General features: G+C 45.9%; 17 protein-coding genes. 6 read left to right on the top strand and 11 right to left on the bottom strand.

From position 1 onward, the window contains the following. Positions 1-163 precede the first annotated feature (163 nt). Both KI659_RS07925 and KI659_RS07920 read left to right on the top strand, forming a co-directional pair. Positions 164-1861, top strand: coding sequence for a 1-acyl-sn-glycerol-3-phosphate acyltransferase (locus KI659_RS07925; RefSeq protein ID WP_213944811.1), 1698 nt, complete (start codon positions 164-166; stop codon positions 1859-1861). Continuing rightward, a complete protein-coding gene (locus KI659_RS07920; RefSeq protein ID WP_213944810.1) occupies positions 1839-2900 on the top strand; it encodes an NAD(P)H-dependent glycerol-3-phosphate dehydrogenase in 1062 nt (353 codons plus the stop codon). Before KI659_RS07925 ends, KI659_RS07920 begins: the two co-directional genes overlap by 23 nt. Here the strand turns inward: KI659_RS07920 and KI659_RS07915 are convergent. Beyond that, a complete protein-coding gene (locus tag KI659_RS07915; RefSeq protein ID WP_213944809.1) occupies positions 2897-4129 on the bottom strand; it encodes a M48 family metallopeptidase in 1233 nt (410 codons plus the stop codon). The two genes, KI659_RS07920 and KI659_RS07915, sit on opposite strands and share 4 nt — an antisense overlap. A 12-nt stretch (positions 4130-4141) precedes the next feature. Then, on the bottom strand, positions 4142-5185 hold the full coding sequence (locus tag KI659_RS07910) for a PorP/SprF family type IX secretion system membrane protein (protein ID WP_213944808.1): 1044 nt from the start codon (positions 5183-5185) through the stop codon (positions 4142-4144). An 80-nt stretch (positions 5186-5265) separates the two neighbouring features. Between KI659_RS07910 and KI659_RS07905 the strand changes: the two genes are divergently transcribed. The 4 genes from KI659_RS07905 (at position 5266) to KI659_RS07890 (ending at position 14259) form a co-directional block, all read left to right on the top strand. Then, positions 5266-10248, top strand: coding sequence for a T9SS type B sorting domain-containing protein (locus tag KI659_RS07905; RefSeq protein WP_213944807.1), 4983 nt, complete (start codon positions 5266-5268; stop codon positions 10246-10248). 82 nt (positions 10249-10330) lie between these two features. Further along, complete coding sequence (gene yaaA, locus KI659_RS07900) at positions 10331-11080, top strand: peroxide stress protein YaaA (protein WP_213944806.1); 750 nt, start codon at positions 10331-10333, stop codon at positions 11078-11080. Positions 11081-11174: 94 nt separating this feature from the next. After that, positions 11175-13814: a hypothetical protein gene (locus KI659_RS07895; RefSeq protein WP_213944805.1), complete on the top strand. Its 2640-nt coding sequence runs from the start codon at positions 11175-11177 to the stop codon at positions 13812-13814. Then, positions 13801-14259, top strand: a complete 459-nt coding sequence (locus KI659_RS07890; protein ID WP_246535331.1) for a septal ring lytic transglycosylase RlpA family protein — start codon at positions 13801-13803, stop codon at positions 14257-14259. The genes KI659_RS07895 and KI659_RS07890 overlap by 14 nt, the downstream gene beginning before the upstream one ends. An 80-nt stretch (positions 14260-14339) precedes the next feature. Here KI659_RS07890 and KI659_RS07885 read toward each other — a convergent pair whose 3' ends face one another. From KI659_RS07885 to KI659_RS07845, 9 genes are all read right to left on the bottom strand, one after another. After that, positions 14340-15539, bottom strand: a complete 1200-nt coding sequence (locus KI659_RS07885; protein ID WP_213944804.1) for a phosphoglycerate kinase — start codon at positions 15537-15539, stop codon at positions 14340-14342. Between the two features lie 59 nt (positions 15540-15598). Next, positions 15599-16561 (bottom strand): L-threonylcarbamoyladenylate synthase, encoded by a 963-nt coding sequence (locus KI659_RS07880; RefSeq protein ID WP_213944803.1) that lies wholly within the window; start codon positions 16559-16561, stop codon positions 15599-15601. Next, a complete protein-coding gene (locus KI659_RS07875; RefSeq protein ID WP_317195940.1) occupies positions 16561-17274 on the bottom strand; it encodes a tetratricopeptide repeat protein in 714 nt (237 codons plus the stop codon). The genes KI659_RS07880 and KI659_RS07875 overlap by 1 nt, the downstream gene beginning before the upstream one ends. 100 nt (positions 17275-17374) lie before the next feature. After that, a complete protein-coding gene (locus KI659_RS07870) occupies positions 17375-17824 on the bottom strand; it encodes an acyl-CoA thioesterase (protein WP_213944802.1) in 450 nt (149 codons plus the stop codon). A 14-nt stretch (positions 17825-17838) separates the two neighbouring features. Then, positions 17839-18390 (bottom strand): NUDIX domain-containing protein, encoded by a 552-nt coding sequence (locus KI659_RS07865; RefSeq protein ID WP_213944801.1) that lies wholly within the window; start codon positions 18388-18390, stop codon positions 17839-17841. After that, the gene (locus KI659_RS07860; protein WP_213944800.1) at positions 18383-18973 is read right to left on the bottom strand and encodes a hypothetical protein; all 591 of its coding nucleotides are present in this window, start codon (positions 18971-18973) and stop codon (positions 18383-18385) included. The genes KI659_RS07865 and KI659_RS07860 overlap by 8 nt, the downstream gene beginning before the upstream one ends. Before the next feature lie 2 nt (positions 18974-18975). Next, positions 18976-20889 (bottom strand): RecQ family ATP-dependent DNA helicase, encoded by a 1914-nt coding sequence (locus tag KI659_RS07855; RefSeq protein ID WP_213944799.1) that lies wholly within the window; start codon positions 20887-20889, stop codon positions 18976-18978. Position 20890: 1 nt separating this feature from the next. After that, positions 20891-21667 (bottom strand): enoyl-CoA hydratase/isomerase family protein, encoded by a 777-nt coding sequence (locus KI659_RS07850; protein ID WP_213944798.1) that lies wholly within the window; start codon positions 21665-21667, stop codon positions 20891-20893. Positions 21668-21723: 56 nt separating this feature from the next. Further along, a complete protein-coding gene (locus tag KI659_RS07845; protein ID WP_213944797.1) occupies positions 21724-23391 on the bottom strand; it encodes a ComEC/Rec2 family competence protein in 1668 nt (555 codons plus the stop codon). Positions 23392-23426: the final 35 nt, after the last annotated feature.

Genomic DNA, 23426 nt, shown 5'->3' with positions numbered 1-23426 from the left:
GAAGATGCAATAATACAACCTATTACTTCATTGACAAAATGACCTTCGGTAATATGTTGGCAAAATCATAAACCCAGATACCCGCTGATAGTTTCTTCAGATTGATCCTCCTTAGATAGGAAACTATTTTTCATTATCTTTGAATCGTTTAAACTAGAGATCCTTGACTGACGATTACATAAAGCATAAGTACGCCCCAATCCTTCCCCAAAAAGACGAATGGCCCGTCGTGAAGCTCAGCAAACACCGAAAGGAGTTTATCAAAGCTGTGGCGCTGGCGGCCAGAAACCGCATTATCGCCCTGACTGGCAACAACATGGAGATACTGAGGGAGGAACTGGAAACGACTTTGTATCGGGAAAAGCTCAGGATCAAACAGAACCCCTGGTTGGTAGATCCGGAGGATGATTATGAGTTTTGGTCAAAGGTGAAATCGGCAATGGTACACCTGACCTCCGAAAGCAATCTTTCTAATAAGGACAAAAAAACAGCTTACCACAACATTCTTCATGATATCACCACCCGATATGCTGAGGAAATTGCCAGTAATTTCAAACACAGCCATTACAAAGCGACCAGGCGCTTGGTTACCTATGGTTTTTCGAGATTGCTCAATGCGGCGAGGGTAAAAGGTTTCAAATCCCTTTTTAGTACCCAATACACCCTTCAGGATAAAATCCAGATCATTGGAGAAACCGAACAATTAAGGGATCTGGCTTCTAAAGGGACCGTGGTTATGGTGCCCACCCACTTCTCCAATCTGGACAGCATTCTGATCGGATGGACCATCAGCACCTTGGGGATGCCCCCTTATATATATGGAGCAGGCCTCAACCTGTTCAATATCCAGATATTTAGCTATTTCATGAATGCCTTGGGTGCCTACAAGGTGGATAGAAGGAAAAAGAACCTTCCCTACATCGAAACGCTCAAAACCTATTCGAGTGAAGCGATACAGTTTGGCTGTCATAGCCTGTTCTTCCCGGGCGGTACACGCTCTAGGAGTGGGAAAATCGAGTCCAAATTAAAACTTGGCTTACTCAGCACTGCCGTGGAAGCCCAGCGGGCAAATTACCAAAAGGACCTCAATGACATTAGCGGTAAAATATTTATCGTCCCGGTAACGATCAATTACCATTTTGTACTCGAGGCGCCAAGTTTGATTCAGGAACATCTATCGATTACAGGTCAGGAAAGGTTCTATCAAGAGACCGATGAATTCTCTGACTCGCTCAAAATAGCCAAATTCTTGGTAAAGTTCTTCACCAAAGGCTCCGACATTTCAGTCTCCATAGGCAAAGCCATGGATGTTTTGGGCAATTATGTGGACAAGGACGGCAAGAGTCTGGACAGCCACGGTAGAAATATAGACACGCGTGATTACTTTGTTTCAGACGGAAAAATCTCCATAGACACACAGCGGGAGGACCAATATACAATTAGACTGGGCAACCGGATCGTTGAGGAATTCCACAAAATCAACCGGGTGTTCAGTAGCCATTTGGTCGCCTTTACCGCATTTCAGATCTTCAAACGCCAAAACAGGAAACTTGACCTGTTCAGTTTGCTTAGGTTGCCGGAAGAGGATTTGGTGATCCCTTATGCTCAATTCAGAGCAGAATGTGAACGGGTGCTCAACAGAATCAAGGAAATCAGAGCCGCCGGGAAGGTGCATATTGCCCCGCACTTGAAGCAGGACCTTGACGGCATCATCGCACATGGATTGAGCAATGTGGGCCTTTACCACTCCAAGCGCCCATTGATCTTGAATGATAATGGCGACATCATCACCGAGGACATGAACCTCCTTTATTTTTATCACAACAGACTTGACGGATATGATCTTGAAAAACTCTTCTAGGAGCAATAAGCCCGTTGGAGTAATTGGAATTGGAAGTTTTGGAACCGCAATAGCAAACATGCTGGCCGAAAAAAGCCAGGTGATCGTATATGCGCGGAAAGCCGACGTGGTCGAAGAGATCAACGCCCGCCATACGGCAGGAGGAAGAGACCTGCATCCTAGAATCGAGGCCACTTCAGATATCGAATACATTTGCCAAAAATGTGAAATCCTCTTTCCTGTCGTGTCCTCATCTGGATTCCGAGAGGTGATGCAGCAATTTGCGCCTTTTCTTCACCCCTACCACATCTTGATTCACGGCACCAAAGGCTTATCCTTACTCCTGCCCGATGGCAAAACTTTGGAGACGGTAGACAGAATCAAAAGGGACAATATTGCCACCATGAGTGAGGTAATCCTCAACGAAACCGTAGTGGTGCGGGTGGGTTGTCTTGCCGGGCCCAACCTTGCCAAGGAACTATCCCTCAAGCAACCAGCTGCCACGGTGATTGCCAGTAAATACAACGAGGTAATCTTGGAAGGCCAGCGACTGCTTCGCAACGACCGCTTCCAAGTGTATGGCAACCAAGACATCATCGGCGTGGAATTGAGTGGGGTGTTGAAAAACATCATCGCCATCGCCGCTGGTGCACTTGGCGGCATGGGATTGGGAGAGAATGCCAAAGGATTGTTGATTTCCCGAGGCATGGTGGAATTGATCTATCTAGGAAAAGCTTTGGGCGGAGGCACCAAGTCTTTCATAGGTTTGGCAGGAATCGGGGATTTGGTAGCCACTTGTAGCTCTAAACTTTCCCGAAATTACACGGTTGGCTTTAGGCTGGCAAATGGAGAAAAACTGCCGGATATCATAGCCGATATGGAGGAAGTGGCAGAGGGGATCAATACGGTGAAGCTGATCAAGACTTTTGCAGAAAGCACAGGTATGAGGGCGCCGATTACCGAAAATCTCTATAAGGTGCTTTTTGAGAATTTCAAAGTGGAAGAAGCCCTGCAGTATCTAATGAAATATCCATTCAACGTGGATGTTGATTTCCTTTAACCTTCCAGCTTGGCCAGTCTTTTCAATAAAGGCGGGTGGCTATAATGGACAAATACATACAAGGGATGTGGATTCAAATGGCTGAGGGTTTTTACGGACAGGGTCTTTAGCGCTTCTGCCAGGGGCTGCCCTGCAAAGGTTTCTTTGGCAAAAGCATCCGCCTCATATTCATGTTTACGGCTCATCATGTTTAACCCCACACCCAACAGCATGGAAATCGGAGAGAAAAGCATGGTAAATCCAATCAGATTCAAATGGATAGCCAGTTGGTTTCCTCCCAAAGCCAAACTCATGTTTTCGTTGTAAATCACCAAAGACAATATATAAAGCATCACACCCACCTGCAGCGAACTAGTGAGCAGGTTGTACCAAATATGCTTTCTTTTGTAATGCCCGATTTCGTGGGCCAGTACGGCGATCAACTCATCCGGCGTATGTTGCTCGATTAAGGTATCAAACAGTACGACTTTTTTCCTTCTTCCAAAGCCTGAGAAAAAAGCATTTGCCTTGGTGGACCGTTTGCTGCCATCTACCACAAAAATATTATCAAGTGAAAACCCCACGGAATTGGCATAAGCAAGAATACGGTTTTTCAACTCCCCTTCTTCCAGCGGACTTAATTTATTGAAAATCGGAAGTACCCAAGCGGTGTAAAACAAATTTACCGCAAGCATAAACACCATCGCCACAGCCCAGAAAATCCACCAAAAGTCACTTCCTATCTGGTGAATCAGCCAAAAGAGGGCTAAGAGCAATACGCCCCCCACGGTGATGGAAAGCAAGTAGCTTTTCAACTTATCCAAGAAAAAGGTTTTGGGGGTGGTTTTATTGAAGCCAAACTTTTCCTCAATCTTAAAAGTGTGGTAATAATCAAAAGGAAGAGAGAGCAGATCCGAGCCAATAAACAGAATGCCGATATAAATAAGAGACCGCAAGAGCGGTTCCCCTACAAAATCCTGCAGCCAGATGTCAAGATCACCAAAAAAACCAAACAGGATGAAGATTGCCGTAATAAGGTAGGTAAATAAGCCCGTGATCAGCCCGAAATTGTAATTTGTCTTTTGGTATTCTTCCGACTCGGTTACCTTTTCTTGGCTCAGGTACTGTTCCAAGGTTTTAGGCACCAAGCAATGGGCCCTCCTGACATTAAGCCAGTTGATGGACTTTTCAAATATAAGGTTCAACGTAATGATACCTAACAAAAGGTACTTCAGCAATGCCGGATCCATACACAGGTTTTATTAAAACTTGGGGCATGGAAGGATGGTGTCCCTTCTTCTTGGTTTACCTTGGTTTGGATCTGGAAAAATATAGCTCAAACTAATTTCGTGTGCTCCTCCCGACTGGATCCCAAGTTGAGAAACCGTGTAATCAAAACTATAACCTACATTGAATCCCGTTGGCAGACTAAATCCGACCAACAGCACAATGGCATCACGGTTACTTTGACTTTCAACTGGTTTGTAAGGCAATCCTCTATACCACATACCCACAATAAGTGGTTCTGCATATAAATACGCCCCGAGGTCCAATTGTTCAAACGGTCCCTGTCTTTTATAATTAAAAGTCGGCGTGATATAGCGTTGCTTGAAAGTGTGGGTAAAATCTTGACGCATCGGTCCCTGTCCCAGCGAAATCCTGTAACCTCCATGTACGGACCATTTTAACGGTAGCGGGCTCACCCCGTCCAAAAAGGACTGGTTGGGCTGGTTGACGTGGTGGGCGGCACCGCCGAGCCAGAAGTTTTCCGTGAAAAACAATCCCCCGAAGGAAAGTGAAAGCATGTTCACCGGTGTCCCCAAATCCTCGTTCGGCCCGGGCAGGGTCGGCCCAAAGGGGTCGGTCGGGTTGATCTGGTTGGCGAAGATCAGGTTTTCATAATAACCTATATCCCTGCGGATGTAACTCGCCTGAAACCCCGGACGGAAATAAGCCCCTTCAGAGAGGCGGAGTTCATAGGAGTACAAACCCGAAAGGCTCAATGACCGGAGTCCGGCAGCCCCCTCCACATCATTCATCATGTGAAAGCCAAAGCCGCTGTTTAAATTTTCATTATAGGTATCAACATAAGCCGAAAAGGTGCTGAAATTAGCGTCCAGTCCGGGCCATTGGTTGCGGTAGTTGAGCCCGATGCGGGTGGTCAGTTCCGACCCGGCAAGGGCGGGATTCAGATACATCGGGGCAGCATAGTACTGGCTATATTGGGGATCCTGACCAAAAGCCTGATAGGAAAGGCTGAGGAGCAGGGTAGTAAAAAAAACAATATAAAGGTGCGACTTAAACAATTATTTGTTCGTTTATTTGAAGATGACTAGCTTATATAAACGTTTTGCCAATTCGGGTGTTTTATTGGCAGCTATTTAATATGAAAATTCCGTATTCTTTACTAAAAATAAAATTCATTTTTTGCAGCCTGCTGATTTTCGGGCTCATTTCTTCTTTTAACAAAAACCAGGCCCAAGGTTTCAACAACAACGAATGGATCTTCGGATGTGGTTTAGATGGCGTAGAAAGTGGTTTTGCCAAAGCTATATCTTTTGGGAAAGGAAATACTCCAACAATTCGAAACATTGAAAATTATCTTGGAAGCAACAATGTTTCGGTAGCAATAGATCCAATTTCAGGCAATGTTATTTTTTACACCGATGGCGAACTTATTTTTAACAACCTTGGAGAGGGAATAACAGGAAGTGCACCTGGTTTAATTGGTGACCAGTACTCTCAACAAGGCGTTGCCATTGGGATTCTAGACTATGACGTGGATGGAGACAAACTCTATTACACTTTTTATGTAAATGATGTTGGTAATCTTTATTACTCCATAGTAGACATGAATGATCCAGGAGGAGCCACGGGCAGCCAACCTCCCCTGGGAGCCATTACTGAAAAAGATATTCAGATCACCACTGGAGTCACAGGGCCGATCCTCGTAGTGAGGCCGGCCGAAACCACCTTTCTTCTGACCATAGAAGGGGGCAATCTGGTAGCACGCGGTTTTACCGATGTGGCTGGGGAATTTGAGGATCCCATCACCACCCCTCTGCCCTTTGCGGTCAGATCCATGTATTTCGATGAGGAGTCGGGGGAGCTGGTTCTTATTCCTGAAGATCCAAATGAGGACATTCATATCCTCACCATTGAACCTGACGGAAGCAGTCTGGGTGAACTGATCACAATTGAAGGCACCGGTAACGGAACGCCCATCAACGGGGTGGAATTTTCCCCCGATGGGGAATACATGTATTTCTCAAGAGGCAATGAACTGATCAGAATTTCCACTACGGACCCTGATCTACCTGCGCAAACTATACCTCTGCAAACCGAGATCGAAGAAATATATGACATAAGAGTCGGTCCCGATGGCCGGCTATATTACCTATACAGTGAGCCGGGGCTGGACGCCATTTACGTAGGGGTAGTAGAAAATCCCAATGAGGAGGATATTCTAGAAGTCACGGTGGACGAAGACCCATTTGACCAGGCGGACTTCTGCAGCACCACCTTCCCCAATTTCTCCCCCAATGCCGAGCTCGACCCTGTGGTGGACTTCACCTGGCAGCCTGAGCAACCCTGTCAAAACAACCCCATACAACTAACCTCTGAGATCACCCCGAGGAATTTCCGGCCTGTTTCTTTTGAATGGGAGCTATCTGCAGAGCTTGTAGATGCAGATGGAGAACCGATTGAGCTGGATCTTGACCAAGAGCACCTTCTTATCCCGGCAGACGCCACTGCGGAGGAATCTGTTACAGTTACTTTGACAGTAACATTTGCGGATGGATCAACAATGGATGTCACCAATACCATTACTTTAAACGAAAATCCAATTGAGGCTCAATTTACTCCTCAGGACACCACCATTTGTGCTGGTCAATGTTTTGATATTGACACATGGCTAGAAGCTAGCATGGGTGATGACCAGCAAGGTGGCGGGGGTATAGGAGGCCCTGGCGGTGGGGGCATGGATAATCTAGTGTATTTCTGGTCAGATAGAAAAGAAGAAGGCTGGGGACCAAAAGAGCGACCTTGTATTACCGATAAACCGGGACTTTATTGGGTGCTGGTAAGAGATCCGATGAATCCTGAGGGATGTACTGCATATGCTAGTATCCGAGTAAATGTTTGGGACATTGATGACCCGAAAAACAACATCTGGTACTTTGGTGATGGAGCGGGATTGGATTTTAACCCCGATCCTGACGATCCTGATGGCCCTATTCCCCGCCCAATCCCCAGCCGACACCCATCCAATATGCCTGCCGGGGTTACCACTATTTCCGATGCGGCTGGGGAAGTACTATTTTACTCTGATGGCTCTACTGTTTGGAATGCGACTGGTGATGTCTTAGCAGAAAACATTGGAGGGGACCCCAATGTTGGTCAAAGCATTTTGGCTGTTGCCGTTCCTCAAGACGAGACATTATATTATTTATTTACTATTGGGAATGGCGAGGCTAAATTCTCAACAGTAGATTTAAAGGGCAGTCCGCCAACAGGGGTTGGCTTTGGCAGCGTGCCTACTCAGGACAATTTCCTGTTCAGCACAAGTACCGAGAAGATGGCCGCCGCTGGCAGCAGCCCGACCTGGGTGCTCTTCCACGAGGCCGGCAACAATACTTTCCGGGCATATCCTGTGGGCCCCCAGGGTATCGGGCAGCCAGTATTCAGCGCGGTGGGACAAAACCATAACTTTGACTCCGGGGAAATCGGAGCCATGAAATTCAGCCCTGACGGTTCCCAAGTGGCCATCACCTTTAGTGACGGTACAAACAACTGGGTGGAAATCTTCGATTTTGATTCCGAAACAGGTGAGCTTTCCGAGTATGCCTCCATTGATCTGGGTGGTGATGGAGAAGTGTATGGCGTGGAATTTTCTGGCGACGGGTCCAGAATATATGTGAGTTACCGAGGTGGAAACAGCCGTGTGGAAGAATTTATCATTGAGCCTATCGAAGGCTGTTTTGAATGTCTGGACAACGCAAACACAAAAGGTGAGCGAGAAAGCTGTATCGTAGATACCCGCATGGAAGTTACCAGTGAAGGTGACTTTGGGGCCCTGCAAATCGGGCCAGATGGTCAGGTATATGTAGCGAGGCCAGGCCAGAGTGTGATCGGGCAAATCCAGACGCTGGAAATTTCCGATGAGGACTGTACTACCAGACACTTCTACAATACCCAAGCCCACGATCCAATGCCCGGCACTTCCAACTTGGGACTACCTGCATTTGTGAACATGGACGGCAGCGCCATTCCAGAGCCCGCCCTTGATGGCCCTGAGCAACTCTGCTTGGATCCTGAAGAAGGTGCCTGGGGACTTTTTGAAGGAGGTGGTGAGCCGGATATTGACACATATTTTTGGACTATCCGAAATGAAGATGGCGATATCATACATGAAGAAGAAGGAGGTGAGGAAGCCCAAAATCTTGAATATGAATTCCCAACTGACGGCACTTTTACTGTAGAATTAAGAGTAGACAGATGTGGTGACCCAACTTACTTTGAAGATGAAATGGAAGTCGTGGTGATTGCCCCTCCCACACTGATTCTTGAGGACGAAGCGGTGCTTTGTGCAGGTGATGAGATCGAACTTACCGCAATGGACGAAGAAGCTGATGGCTTTAATGAGGAGGATTACATTTTCGAATGGGTGAATGCTGCAGGGGAAATTTTAGGTACTACAAACACGATTACGGTAAATGAGGAAAGTATCTATACCGTAAGAGTCCGCCACCGTATCCCAGAGGGCACACCAGATGCGGAAATTTTAAGCTGTCCAAACACCCAGTCCATATTTGTAGGACCAGCCTTCCAGTTTGAAGTGGAGCAGTCCGATGAGGAAGTCTGCGTGGGGGAAATTGTAACGTTTGAGCCTGATACTCCAATTGAAGGTGAGTGGTTCTATCAGCTTGAAGGGGAAGAAGATAGGATTCGCCTGCAAACATCTGAAACCTTGGAATTGGACACTGAAATTCTAGGCGCAGGGCAATTTGACATCATTTTCGTTGCAGAAGACCCCTTGGTGGAGGATTGCATGATTGAAAAAAGAAATCCTTTATTGGTAAACCCACTGCCTGACTACACAATTGAGGTATTGGATATTGAGGTAGACTGTGACAATCCAGAGGGAGTTATCGTTCTGACAGTTAATTCTCCTATAGAAAGCTTGGTCATTGAGGAACTGGACCTTTCCTTTGAGAATTTAGAACCTGGACAAGTAGAGCAATTAGAAAATCTCGCCCCTGGGGTTTACACCTTTCTAGCCAGCAACAACAGCTGTGAGTTTACCAGAACCGCCAGAATTGACAACATTTCCCCTCCTGCCAATTATGAATATGATTTGGATCTTGAAGCAGACTGTGATGACCAACTGGGCTCAATTACCGTTACTTTCTCCAGCATCCCGGTTACCGCTTCTTATGAATTGGTAAGAGAAGGATCAGGGGAGACTTGGACGGGGGAATTTAGCGAAGGGCTTCCTAATACCATCGAAAACCTGCCTTCTGGACAGTATGCTTTCCAGATCATCACCCCCGATGGTTGTCCAATACCTCACCCTGATCCAATAATTATTGATTTCAGAACAATACCAGCTGAACTTGTCCCAGAATCTTTCTGCGGAAATGAAGGAAATACCATTACTGTTACAGGAAACTTCAGGGAAGGAATGAGCTTCGAATGGTACCTGGACAATGTACCACTTTCTTCTGGACCCGAAACTACCATTCCAGCTGAAGATGGAGGGGTGTATTTTGTGGAAATTCTAAATGAGTTTGGCTGTGTGGTGGGTGAAGACAGGGTTACTATCTTGGACTCCAATATTCAGACGCCAACTCTAGATGATAGGTATGTCATTTGCGCAGTTGAAGAGTTTCCAAAAGAGCCCATTTTTGCTGGAAATTACACTCAGTATGAATGGTTATTTGAAGACGAAGAGGTACCTTTTAGTGTGGACGACTCTATTCTACCAACTAGAGCTGGCGAATATACCTTAAGAGTTTGGGACGAAGAGGGCTGTATGGCTATGACCACTTTCATGGTCGAAGAGGATTGCGAACCTAGAGTCATCACTCCAAATGCCATGAACCTACGCGACCCCAATAAATGGTTTGTAGTCTATGTCAATGAATTTGTCAACGAGGTCCAGCTCCTCATTTACAACCGATGGGGTGAGCTGATCCATGTGGATGAGCAGGTAGACACCCCACCTAGGGTGCCGATTTTGGAATGGGACGGTACCGTAAGGGGCCAAACCGTGCCTATTGGAACATATCCGGTCATTATCAGGTTTAAGAGTGTGAGACAAAATCTGAAAAAAGAGATCAAAACCGCTGTAGTGGTATTGGAATAATACTTATTACAATTACAAAAATCACGTGGCGTTCGTAGCGAATCTTTGCGGACGCTGCGTGAAACTTTACCGAAAACAAACTATGATTACGATAATTTCCCCCGCAAAAACACTTGATTTAAGCACTACCGAAGTAGACCTGGCTACCGAGCCTATATTTAAAAAAGACATACAGGAGCTGGTCGGGATCATGAAAACCAAAAATGCCTCTGACATTAAAGAGCTCATGGGCGTAAGTGAAAACCTGGCCCAGCTGAATGAAGAAAGGTATCAGAACTTTAAGAAAAAATTCACCTTTGACAACTCCAAGCAGGCCTTACTCGCCTTTAAAGGCGATGTGTATCAGCAACTGAAAGTGGAGGAATATGGTGATCAAGAACTGAAGTTTGCCCAAGACCATGTGCGCATACTATCCGGCCTGTATGGCTTGCTTAGGCCTTTGGACCTGATCCAGCCTTATCGATTAGAAATGGGAACCAAGCTGGAAAATGATAAAGGCAAAGACCTTTATGAATTTTGGGGTGCCAAAATCGCAGAAGAATTAAATAAATTGGGCAAAGAGACCATCATCAACCTGGCCAGCCAGGAATACTTCAAGGCTGTAGATAAGAAAACCCTAAAGGCCAATATCATCAGTCCGACCTTCAAGGAATACCGGGATGGGAAGTATAAGATCATCGGTATTTTCGCCAAAAAGGCCCGTGGAATGATGACCAATTTCATTATCCAAAACCAGATCGATGATCCTGACAAACTGAAGGTTTTCAATGATGAGGGATACGAGTATGATGAAAAGTTGAGTACAGAAAAAGAATGGGTCTTCGTTAGATAGACAAAAAATACTGCTTTTATGTGAAAAAAAGCAGTATTTTTCATTTTATAGCACTTCTTTTGTTATTGATTATTTTTTTAAAGTATAACTTAAGATGCGCTTTTCCTACTTTTTCACGCTATTGGCCTTCATGGCTGTAGGTTTGGTAATGGTCACCAAGTCTGCCTCATCCATCTCGGAGGACGCATACTATAACACCCCCGAACTTGAAGGACCTGATGGCGTATGTTTGACCTATATTCTAAAGGAAGCTACCTTTTCCGCTGGAGGCAATCCCGAAACTGATTTTTATTTCTGGAGTGTGACGGACAGCGAGGGATTTGAGGTTTATTACAGAGACGGTTTAGGAGTGGAAAGCATCACAGTTCCCTTTACGGTATTGGGGAATTATACCATTAATGTAAGGGTGGCAAGGGATGGAAACCCTGATTTCTATAGGGAATCGCAGCCATTTTCGGTAATACCCGGACCTTCTTTTGCATTGCCAGGAGTAGTTACTCTTTGTGCGGGAGAAAGCTTTGCGCTAGAAGCGCTTAACCCTGCTGACCCAAATTTCTCTTTATATACTATACAATGGCTTGATGCTGGCGAAAATATAATCGGTACGGGCAATACAATTGAAGTCGATGAACCAGGCCGTTATTTTGCAAGCATTTCATCAGGCTTTTGCGAAGCAGTGGCAGAAGTTATAGTAAGACCTTCTCTTGAGGTTGAAGTTACGCCATCCACCGACACTGCCTGCTTAGGTGCCACGGTCAATTACACACCGGACGTCCCCATCTCTATAGATTGGTATTATCAGAAAGAAGGACAGCCTGCCAGAACCTTCATTGAATCCTCATTTGAACTAAATCTCAACACGAATGATCTTGAGGACATAGGTGAGTATATTATCTCTTTTGAGGCTGAGGATCCGAATAGACCTGGCTGCCCGGTTTCAGATTCTTTCGCCCTATTGGTCGAGTCAGCTCCCGAGCTCAACATTACAAAGCTGTCAGATGCAGAAAGCTGCGAGAATCCAACCGGATCTTTTCAAATAGTAGCCGATACCTTATTGGAAAATATTGAAGTAAATGGCGAGGAGTACGGTTCATTGGAGCCAGGTGAGGAACTGATCATTGAAGATCTTTTCCCGATGGTTTACACCGTCAGGGCGGCTTTAAACGGCTGCCCGGTCTCCAGATCAGTCAGCATCGAAAACGACAACCCCGAGGATGGCATACTTTTTACCGTCAGCGCTACCCCCCAAACATGTTCTCCTACCGGCTTCAGCGATGGGGTGCTTACCATAGATTTTGGAGGAGAAGCACAGACAGGTACTTACAGGGTGGTAGGTCCTGTAACTAGAACAGGTTCCTTTACGGACAGAACAAATGTTGAGGTAAGAGTACCTAAAGGTGAATACAGTGTGGAAGTGGGCGGTGAAGATGATTGTATCAGCCCTACTTCGGAAACTTATTTAGTGGAAGGCCCAGACCAGGTAGACTTCTCTGTTCCGCCCACTATTGCGGCCTGTGAGTTTTATGAATTTGTACCAAATGGAGATGAAGATTTGGAATACACCTTAACTTACCCTGACGGAACAAGCATCACTGATGAAGCTTTTGAAATAGAAGAGTCTGGCAGATATTCCTTATTGGGAGTACCTACTGACCCGGATTCACCACTATGCCCACGTACGCGAACCTTTAATGTCACCATCAGCTCACAAATAGAGTTCGACATCAATAGACAGCTGTTGGATTGTTTTGGTAACCAATTGTACACTGCCACCTTGGATAGGGAATTCGAGGAGGTGAATATTCAGTGGCTGGCTTCAGATGGCAGCACTGTTCTGTCTATTGATCCAGCATTCCTGCCCCCAGGACCAGGCACCTATTATCTGGATGTACAGCCTCGTTCGAGTAGCCCTTGTCCTTCAGAGCCTTTGGAATTTGAGGTGGTGGATCCCATTCAGGAGGTTGAAGTAAGTTTGGATGGTGATATTTTCTGTGGAACGGATGCCTTTACCACGCTTACTGCGGACTTTTCATTTGAGGATGATTATAGCATCGATTGGTATTTTTATGAAAACGGCGACAGGGTTCCCTTGATCGAATTTTTTGACCAAATGAGTATCGATGTTGAGATGGATGGCACATATGAGGTCATACTTCGAAATGAAATCGGCTGCAACCTTGGCTCTGCCACCTTCGAGGTGATCCAAAGCCCTGAAATTGAAGTTAGCCTTCAGGATGAGGTAGGCATCTGTATCGAGCTAAATATTCTGCCCAGAATAAACCCTGGAGAATTTGAGATGTACTTTTGGAGCCAAAACGGTTCGGTGATAAGTACTGATCCCACCTTTGCTCCTGTAGAAGAAGGCAATTACCAGCTGGAAGTTTGGGATGAACTGGGTTGTAATGCGTTTTTTGATTTTGAAGTTAGAGACCTTTGCGAGCGCCTGTTGAAATACCCAAATGCCCTGAACCCCTTGGATCCGGAAAAGGATTTCAGAATCTTTGCCGATGAGGTAGTACAGGAAATTGAGGTGTTTATTTATACCAGACAAGGAGAACTGGTTTTTCACTGCGCCACGCCAAACAATGGCCCACTTTCCCCATTATGCATTTGGGATGGAACGATGAACGGCAAAAATGCCCCAATTGGCACTTACCCTCTGGTAATCAGATTCCATAATGCGGAACTGGGTATTCATGAGGAAGTTCAACATTCATTAGTTGTTGTTAATTAAGCAGAATGGCACTGGACTTGCTGAAATTGGTCAAAATTATATCATTACCATGTTTTCCCGAGTAAGCTTAACCCTGCTTTTGTTCTCTTTTCTTCTGATTTCATCCTGTGCGCCACGCGCTACCAGCACTGCCTCCAAGTCGAGAATGGTCACCCAAAGCGGCAAGGCGAGTTATTACGCCAACAAGTTTCAAGGCAGAAAAACGGCCAATGGGGAAATCTACAGCCACAACAAACTGACAGCTGCGCACCGAACACTCCCATTTGGCACCCAAGTAAAAGTCACCAACCTCAAAAACGGCAAAACCGTAACGGTAAGGATCAACGACCGGGGCCCATTTGTAAAAGGCCGGGTAATTGACCTTTCACGGAGTGCCGCCAGAAAAATAGATATGATCAGGGACGGCGTCGTAAATGTGGAAATCGCATATCCACGACCGCGCTAAGGAATTCCCAATTCAGCTAAAAGCCTAAAAAAAATACCCAAGAGAAAATCCCTTGGGTATAAAATGTCATTCAAAATGTTTTATTCGGACAGCGCTTTCACTCCTGGCAGCACTTTTCCTTCCATATGCTCAAGCAACGCACCTCCACCGGTGGATACATAAGATACATCATCACCAAAGCCAAACTTGTTCACCGCAGCAGCTGAATCACCTCCTCCAATTAGAGAGAAAGCCCCATTCTTGGTGGCTTCCACCACCGCCTCAGCAATGGCCTTGGTGCCCCCTTCAAAACTGCTCATTTCAAAAACACCCATAGGGCCATTCCAAAGAACAGTTTTGGAGTTTTTAATCACCTCAGAGAAAGTCTTCCTGGACTCCTCTCCGATATCCAACCCCATCCAGCCATCAGGTATATCGTTGTTGGGAGCAGTATCCTTGCTTGCCTCATTGTCAAACTTATCTGCAATCACGCTATCACTTGGCAACAGCAGCTTGACACCGTTCTTTTTGGCTTTTTCGATAAGTTCCAAAGCTAGCTCAAGCTTGTCTTCTTCCACTAGGGAATTGCCGATCTTGCCTCCTTGGGCTTTGGCAAAAGTATAGGACATACCGCCACCTATGATCAGGTTATCCACCTTATCCAAAAGTTTCTCAATGATCAAGATCTTATCGGAAATTTTCGCCCCACCCATGATAGCGGTATAGGGCTTTTGTGCGCTGTCAAGTACCTTGTCGGCATTATCCAATTCAGCATTGAGTAGGTAACCACCAACTTTCTCATCAAAGAATTTGGCAATAATGGCCGTACTCGCATGGGCTCTGTGGGCAGTGCCAAAGGCATCATTTACATAGATATCTCCCAGCTTGGAAAGCTTTTCTGCAAAGCCCTCATCACCGGCCGTCTCTTCCTTATAAAAACGCAGGTTTTCCAACAACAACACCTCACCATCCTTCAACTCTGATGCTTTCTTTTCTACCTCATCACCGATACAGTCGTCGACAAATTTAACCTTTGTACCTAAAGCCGATTCCAGTTTGCTGACCACATGCCGAAGGGAAAACTTATCCTCTTTTCCGCCTTTGGGACGGCCCAAATGTGACATCAAAATCACCGCACCGCCATCACCCAAAATCTTCTTGATCGTGGGAATTGCAGCCTGGATACGGGTATCATCGGTCACCTCAAAATTATCATTCAACGGTACGTTGAAATCCACACGGATCAACGCTTTCTTGCCTTTAAAATTTACCTGATCGACTGTTTTGACTTGGTTGTTCATGTTAGAAAATTAAGTTAGAAAATTGATAATGGTTATCTGGGTATGTCTTTCGACTATCGCTATTGGGCAGCAGCCCTTCTCAATCTATCATTTATGGCTCGGCCCAAACTTTCTTCTGGGAGCAGTTCGGCCAAAATCACCGAAACCTTTGCCTCATCTAAATCCCTTAGTGCGCCAAAAAGTTTTTGGGCAGCCTCCTTAAAATCACCTTTTTGGCTCAATACCACCTGTCGATCGGCCGAAAGCCCGGGAAAGCTTTTCTCAAAACTCAACACCCCATAATCCTCACCTTTCTGCTCATACTCTTCCACCAAAGTGTCCAAATTGCCAAGTACAAAAGGCTTCCTAGGCGCATAATGGCTTTTCAGCATGCCAGGAGTTTTGGGATTACTGGATGAATGGGATAGCACCTTGACAGGCCCCACCACGGATTCCACCTCAGCCACATCCATCCCCCCCAATCGGTAAATCACAATCTCGCCTTCCTCCATACCTATAATCGTGCTTTCCAGCCCGACCTGGCATTCACCACCGTCAAGGATATAAGCAAGTTTATCCCCCAACTGATCGTTGACATGCTTGGCTTTAGTAGGACTGATGTATCCAAAAGGATTGGCGCTGGGAGCGGCCAATGGGAAATCCAGTTGACCCAAAAGTCCCTGTGTTAAGGGATGGTTGGGAATTCTTATCGCCACCTGATCCAGTCCGCTGGTCACCAGATCCGGGACTATGTTTTTTTTGGGCAACAAAAGCGTAAGAGGCCCTGGCCAATATTTTTCAGCCAGTTTTTTCAGCTCCTCGGGCAGCGATTTTACATATTTGGACACCTGCTCGATTTTTCCCACATGGATAATCAGGGGATCAAAACTCGGCCGGTTTTTGGTCTCAAAAATCTTGGAAACCGCTTGGGCATCCAGGGCATTTCCTGCAAGACCGTATACTGTTTCGGTTGGAATAGCGACAAGTTCTCCCTGCTCGAGAAGACTTTTAGCCTTTTGGATATTTTGACCTATCTCAGCCATTATTCCTCACCGCAAAACTCTTCAATCCACTCTTTAGCTTCCGTGAAGCCCAACTGCAAGGCGCTCTGCAGGTTTCTGCATCCTTCATCCTTCATAGCCAAAGCACTCAGCTGGGTGATTCCCAATAGGTAAAATGCTGCACCGTTTCGGGTATCAATTTTCACGGCTCTACTTAAGGATTCAATGGCCTCCAAGGGCTGGTTGTTTTCCATTTCGGCCTTCCCTTTATAGAAAAATGCCTGTCCATGTTCCGGATTAGCCTGTAGTGTCATTTCAAAATCTAGAATGGCATCTTCAAATTCTTCCATTGCCAACAAAGTCACCCCTCTATTGTAATAGATATCTATCACCCCCGGATCGAGGCTGCTGGCATAGTTATAATCCTGCAGGGCTTTCACATACTCCTCTTTTTCCAAGTAGGCATTTCCCCTATTGTAAAAAGGCTTGTAGGAAGCTGAATCCACAGCAATGGAGGCGTTGAAAGATGCTATAGCTTCATCATATTGCTCCATATTGAAATAGGCCACCCCTTTGGCATTGTGGGCCGAGGTGTTTTCAGGGTTTTTCTCAATAGCGCGGTCGAAGTATTCCACAGCTTTGGAATGGTTACCTGATTCCAGGTTTTCCACTCCTGCATCGAAAAGCTCCTGCTCCGAGGGAGAACAACTGACAAATATGAAAACGCAGATGAATAAACTTAGATATTTGATCACGGTAAAGGTGTTTTTTTGACAAATATAGAAAAACTTACAGGTATATCCGCAATCTCCCGTCTCCCGGCTTCGGCCTTCCGTCTTCCGTCTCTAATCTTCCCTATTCCCCCACTTTATCCAAAGCCCTCATCTTTGCCACATATTCTTCAGGGATTTCCGTAGGTCGGATGGTCTTCATATCCACGGTTACCATGGTCACATTGCCAGAGGCGAAAACTTTTTCAGCGCCCTTGGAAGTTTTGCCTGCCAATACCTGCTCCAGCACAAAGGAACTTTTGCCGATCTTGATGGTGCGGACATAACACTGTACCTCGTCCATCAGGTGGATAGGGCTCAAAAAATCCAAGCTGACATTGGCCACTACAGCCCCTGTACTCATCATGTCCCAGTCGCAAACCTTATAAAGGTAAACCGCCCTGGCGTGCTCGAAATAGTTGAAATAAATCCCGTTATTGACGTGCATATAGCCGTCGATATCCGAAAATTTGACTTGGATGGGGATAGAAAAGGAAAAGGAAGACTTTACATCTTCCATGGAATATTTATTCATTTAATTAGGTAAAGTTAAATTGCAAGTTGTGATTTGCTGGTTTTTTCCAGCATCCTCAAAATGGACGGCTGGTTGCCAACTAGGTCCTCCACGGTTTCGTAAGGCACCCAAGCCAGATCCTTGCTTTCAGGACTGATGACCAAGGGCTCATCGATAGATGCCTCTATCAGAAACCTCACATCATAATGAAAGTGCTCGGGATCTTTTTGATTGGCGGGGATGATATGCCTGTCAATATCGAAGATGGAAACATCCACAATGCGCAGTGAATTCAATCCGCTTTCTTCTCTGGCTTCTTTCATGGCCACTTCCAAAAGGTTTTCGTTTCCATCCGCATGTCCGCCCAATTGAAGCCAACGGTTAAGTTTGCGGTGGTGCGTCATCAGGGCGTGCGTCCTTCTTCGGTTTACTATCCAAGCAGAAGCGGTGAAATGCCCCTGCACCCGCTGACGGGAAAATGCCAGATCATCGTGCGTCAAAGCGATAAAGTCGCTTATGAACAGACTCTCCTCCTCAAAGGGGGTCCGGTAGTTTTCGAGTAATTTTCTTAATTGCAGCTTATTCATTGTGGTGATTAAACAATTGCTCAACAAATTCATCAAAAGGTTTGGCGTCTTGATAGAGGCGGTCCGAATAAACGGTTACCAATACTGTGATATAACTCGGCTTATCATTGAAAAGAACTTTCTCCACACTTACGTTACCAAATAATTGATCAATTTTCTGGCCAAAATCCTTATCTTGAATGGGCGGTTTGAAATATTGTTTCTCAATTGTTTTTACTTCCGTACCTATGTCCTGGATTTTTCTGTCCTGACTGACCTTTCGATATCCCAAATCTACTATTCGCTGGCCAAATGCAAAGAAAAGATTGGAAAAAGAATGGAGTTCCAAGGGAGTTTGATAAAATAAGGCGAATCCATTGGCGTAAGGCGTGTTGTACAGCTTCACAAAAGGTTTTGCACTGATGGAAGCTTTCTGCAGGTGGTAGTTTTTATACACCATTTCCATCACCTCGGCCCCCTCACCGTACATCCATTCCTTCACCTGCTCGGCATCGGCCTCTTTTTGGATGAAATTCTCCTTAAAAGCCACATTGCCCTGCTTGTTGCCGAATAGCTTTTCTACAATTTCATCCCAAAAACTCATAATCAGTTCATTTTTATCCTGCCGTCGGCGCCCCTCGCGATCAGCCCCTCATCTTCCAACTCCCGAAGTAGGGCTACGGTTTCCAAATCATTTTTTACAGCTACCTTTTCGGTCAGCTCGTCCATTGACAACGCCTGCCCACCCGACAAAGTTGCCAAAACCGCCTGTCGCAACCCCAAACTCCTGTCCATCACAGTACTCCTTTTCTTATTTTGCACACAAACATCACACACCCCGCATTCCTTCTCGGTGTCCTCCCCAAAATAATTCTGCAGCTGCACGGTCCTACAAATCCTATCCTGCTTGGTATAAGCTGTAATGGCCTGGGCCTTCTGTCTGGCGTTTTCCCGTCTCTCGGCAATCCTCTTTTGGTTGAGCGGCAATTTCCCCGCATCCATCCTGGCCGTCAGGAAAGTTACCTGTGGCTGATCCTTGCGCTTGTTGTAGGCCAGGATTCCCAAATTATCCATCTGCTCCAATTGCCTCACCACTTCCTGTTCTGGAATTTTTAGCGCCTGGGCCAATTTGTTTTCGTGGATCCTGAGGTACTCCACAAACAGCTCCCCGCCATAGGTTCTCAAAAGCACTTTTATCAAGGGATCCAATTTGCCATAGGACACCTGAAACTCATATAGTTTGCCGTGATTCACCAAAAAATGCAAAGTGGACGGCACAAAGAAGCTTTCGGTCAACTCGATCAGGTTTTCCTCCTGCAACACTTTCAAGGCATTATAGGTGGAAAGAACTTCCAAATTGTAGGTGTCGGTAAATTTTGAAATATCGAAATCAAAGCTACTCATCATGTTGCTGCCCACCGCTATCCGGTAATAATTGGCCAAACATTGATAAACCCGCTTGAGAAATTCTATAGGGGGATAGCTTTTTTCTGCCCTTTCGGCCAAAATCTGCAAATCCTTTTCATTGGCAAGCAGCACGGCATAAGCCTTCTTTTCATCCCTGCCCGCCCGCCCGGCTTCCTGGTAATAATTTTCGAGGTTTTCCGGCAGGTCCAAATGGATCACCGTCCGCACATCCGGCTTGTCGATCCCCATCCCAAAAGCATTGGTGGCCACGATTACCCTGACCTTCCCCGTGATCCAATCCTGCTGCCTGGCCTCACGCGTGGCATTGTCCAAACCGGCATGATAAAAAGTAGCGGAAATCCCCATATATGACAAGGCCTGGCTGACCTGCTTGGTAGCCTTGCGGTTTCTCAAATATACAATCGCACTTCCAGGGATTTTCTGCAGGATTTCAAAAGCTTTCTCTTCCTTATTTTCCACCATCCTGACAGAATAGGACAAGTTGGCCCTAGCAAATGATTTCTTAAAAACCTTGGGCTTGACCATTTTGAGCTTTTCCAAAATATCCTGCTGCACCACATCGGTAGCAGAAGCGGTAAGGGCAATCACGGGAACCTTGGGGTGGATCTCCCTGAGTTCGGCTATTTCTAGGTAAGGCGGTCGAAAATCATAACCCCATTGGGAAATACAATGCGCCTCATCCACGGCAATCATATTGACCTTCATCTGCTTTACCCGTTCGCGGAAAAGCTCGGTTTTTAGCCTTTCGGGAGATACATAGAGAAACCTGTAATTGCCGTATATACAATTATCCAGCACCGTATCGATTTCCCTTTTTCGCATCCCAGAATATACTGCCACCGCCAACACCCCCTTTTTGCGGAGGTTATCCACCTGGTCTTTCATCAACGCGATCAAGGGACTCACCACGATGCAGATCCCTTCCTTCATCAGGGCTGGCACCTGAAAACAGATGGACTTCCCGCCCCCGGTGGGCAATAGCGCCAAGGTATCTTGCCCACCCGCTACCGAAAGGACAATATCCTCCTGCATGGGCCTGAAATCATCAAACCCATAAACTTGCTTGAGTACACTTAGCGCTTTTGTTTTCAATCTACCAGGTAATTTTTTCTTTGTTCAAAAATGCGGCAATCCCCTTCTGACAGTCCTCTGTACCCCTAGCCTTGGCGTTGATCTTTGAAGCATGCTCTAGGCCATCAGCAAGGTCCATGCCCTGCACTTCGGCAATCATCTGCTTGGTAAGCCCCATGGCCAAACCGGAGTTTTGATTAATCAGCTTTTGGGCAAAATCATATACTTCAGAGGCAAGGTTTTCAGCCTCCACCACCGTGTTTATCAACCCGTAATCTTTGGCCACTTCCGCTTCAATAAGTTCAGCACCCAGCAGCAATTCCTTGCTTTTCCCTTCGCCAATTTTCCTCAAAAGGAAAACCTTCACGATCGCTGGCACAAAGCCTATCCGCACTTCAGTATAGCCAAATTTTGCCTCCGGCACACTGAAGGAAAAGTCGCAGACCGTCGCCAAACCACAGCCACCAGCCAAAGCATGGCCCTGGATTTCCGCGATCACCACCTTGGGAAGTGTGTAGATCAGGTGAAAAAGCTCTTTGAGGCTCTTGCTGTCCTGCAGGTTTTCCTCATAAGTATTGCTCTGTAGCGCCTGCAGCGAGGCCAAGTCAGCTCCCGAACAAAACACTTTGCCCGCTGCGCGGATCACGATGACTTTGGCCTTGTCCGTAGCCGCCATCTTGTTGAGCGCCTTCTTCAGGTCGGCCACCATATCCGCATTCAGGGCATTTCTCTTTTCTGGTTTATTGAGAGTGATGTAACCTATCCGGTCTTTGATTTCTGTGGTTATTTGGGTTTCCATATCTGTTTTTTTGGTCAAAAAGTATTCTTGTCTTTCATCAAAATTAGAAAAATAAATCAGTCCAGAGTTAACTTATCAAGGCTTTTATCCTTGAGCAAACTTACTGATTTGTCCAGAGGCTTTATTAAGCCCGGCTTTCCGCTGCCAATCACCTTGACCCAATTATGCACCCCTCCCAAAAAAACCAGCAGCATTATGCCAATCAAAACTTTCCTGTTGGGAGCATGGAAAAGCAACAGCATCAAAGAAACCAGGACATAATACCCAAAGATCTCAAAGCCATCCATACCGATATTGGCAATTTTGGAGTAGGGCAAATCCTGAATGAAAAACATGGCCGCATTAAACCCTCCGATTAATAAACCCAAACCTTTTCCCAGCCATATGGCTGCAAATGTCCAACCTGACAAAAGTAGGAATGGAATCCCAATAGCCATAATGAAAAAGGCCCCGGGGATGGCTACCAAATTGGAGAACATGAAGTAGACCGGAAACTGCTGAAAATAATACCCCGAGATCGGAAAAGTCCCCAACTGTGCCGCAATTCCCACAGAGGTGATGACCCAAAAATAACCAAGCACCCTGTTTTTAGGCAGCCACAATTTTACAATAAGGGGCTGAAAAAGCAATATGCCCAGCAATGCGGCATAGGAAAGCTGAAACCCCACATTGTACACCATGTTTGGGTCAAAGACCAGAATCAACATGGCCGAAATGGCTACCGCATTGAAAATGGAAGGAGACCTTGACTGCATTTGAGCTAGCGCCATCAGGGTAAACATGGTAGCCGACCTCAGCACCGAGGGGGACAGCCCAGTAACGAAGGCATAGCCCCAAATCAGAATAATAAGCCCAGACAGGAAAAGGAATCTTTTGAAAGTGGGTAAATCATTGGGTTTGAAAAACAGAAAGAAAAATCCGTAAATTATCCCCACATGCAAGCCGGAAACCGCCAGCACATGCATGGCCCCCGCAGTACTGAATGCCTCCGTGATTTCCTTATCCAGATTTCTTTTCTGCCCCAGCAGGAGGGCCTTGGCAATCTGCCTGCTGCTTTCGCTTGGCAAATAAAGCTCTATTTGCTCAGCATAATAGCCTCTCCAATCTTCAAAGAAAAACCTTAAGGGATTGTTGCTGACTTTATCAATTACCTTCAAGTCCGACACAAACATGGAATGAAAGATCTGCTGCCTAGCCAAGAATTTTGGATAATCAAACCCTTCCGAATTGGCAAAACCTGTTGCCCGTTGCAGTGGCTGTCCTACCAGAATCACATCCCCGGGATTGAGGCTGTCCTTATGGTAGATGATTACCCTACCCTCGCTTTTCACCCAACCCTCAGCTATTTCCACCTCCAGAATATTTACGAGGTTTCTATTGCTTTTGGGCTTGGGTTCGTCCCTATCCTGCGCCACCCCAATCCAAGCTTTTACCTCTTCGGCATTTACGATATGTATCGGATTTCTCAACACATCCTGTTTTCCGCTTAGGACCAGACCAAAAGAAAAGCAAACTGCATAGGCAGCTATAGATAGCGGGAGTTTTTGGGAAAAGCCTTTCTGAAATAGACTTTGACTCAGCAAAAAATAGTAACCCGCAAAACAAAACAGGAATCCTCCATACAGCCAATAGATTTCCAATTCACCCATCCAGGCATAGCACAGAATGCCCAAAGTGAAAAACACCGTATACCGGACAAAAGGGTAGTCCCCAAAATGAAGCATAAAAAAGTCAGTTGAAAAATATCCAACTGAAAATA

The sequence above is a fragment of the Litoribacter ruber genome, from assembly GCF_018449405.1.
In the GTDB taxonomy this organism is placed as follows: Bacteria; Bacteroidota; Bacteroidia; order Cytophagales; family Cyclobacteriaceae; genus Litoribacter; species Litoribacter ruber.
Note: the sequence above shows the minus strand (reverse complement) of the source record. Positions and strands in the feature narration are given on the sequence as shown.

Excerpts from the sequence above, each read along its gene's own strand:
- KI659_RS07880 (WP_213944803.1), bottom strand. The coding sequence starts at position 16,561 with ATGGCTGAGATAGGTCAAAATATCCAAAAGGCTAAAAGTCTTCTCGAG.
- KI659_RS07850 (WP_213944798.1), bottom strand. The coding sequence starts at position 21,667 with ATGGAAACCCAAATAACCACAGAAATCAAAGACCGGATAGGTTACATC.
- KI659_RS07915 (WP_213944809.1), bottom strand. The coding sequence starts at position 4,129 with ATGGATCCGGCATTGCTGAAGTACCTTTTGTTAGGTATCATTACGTTG.
- KI659_RS07865 (WP_213944801.1), bottom strand. The coding sequence starts at position 18,390 with ATGAATAAGCTGCAATTAAGAAAATTACTCGAAAACTACCGGACCCCC.
- KI659_RS07895 (WP_213944805.1), top strand. The coding sequence starts at position 11,175 with ATGCGCTTTTCCTACTTTTTCACGCTATTGGCCTTCATGGCTGTAGGT.
- KI659_RS07905 (WP_213944807.1), top strand. The coding sequence starts at position 5,266 with ATGAAAATTCCGTATTCTTTACTAAAAATAAAATTCATTTTTTGCAGC.
- KI659_RS07845 (WP_213944797.1), bottom strand. The coding sequence starts at position 23,391 with ATGCTTCATTTTGGGGACTACCCTTTTGTCCGGTATACGGTGTTTTTC.
- KI659_RS07860 (WP_213944800.1), bottom strand. The coding sequence starts at position 18,973 with ATGAGTTTTTGGGATGAAATTGTAGAAAAGCTATTCGGCAACAAGCAG.
- yaaA (WP_213944806.1), top strand. The coding sequence starts at position 10,331 with ATGATTACGATAATTTCCCCCGCAAAAACACTTGATTTAAGCACTACC.
- KI659_RS07870 (WP_213944802.1), bottom strand. The coding sequence starts at position 17,824 with ATGAATAAATATTCCATGGAAGATGTAAAGTCTTCCTTTTCCTTTTCT.
- KI659_RS07885 (WP_213944804.1), bottom strand. The coding sequence starts at position 15,539 with ATGAACAACCAAGTCAAAACAGTCGATCAGGTAAATTTTAAAGGCAAG.
- KI659_RS07920 (WP_213944810.1), top strand. The coding sequence starts at position 1,839 with ATGATCTTGAAAAACTCTTCTAGGAGCAATAAGCCCGTTGGAGTAATT.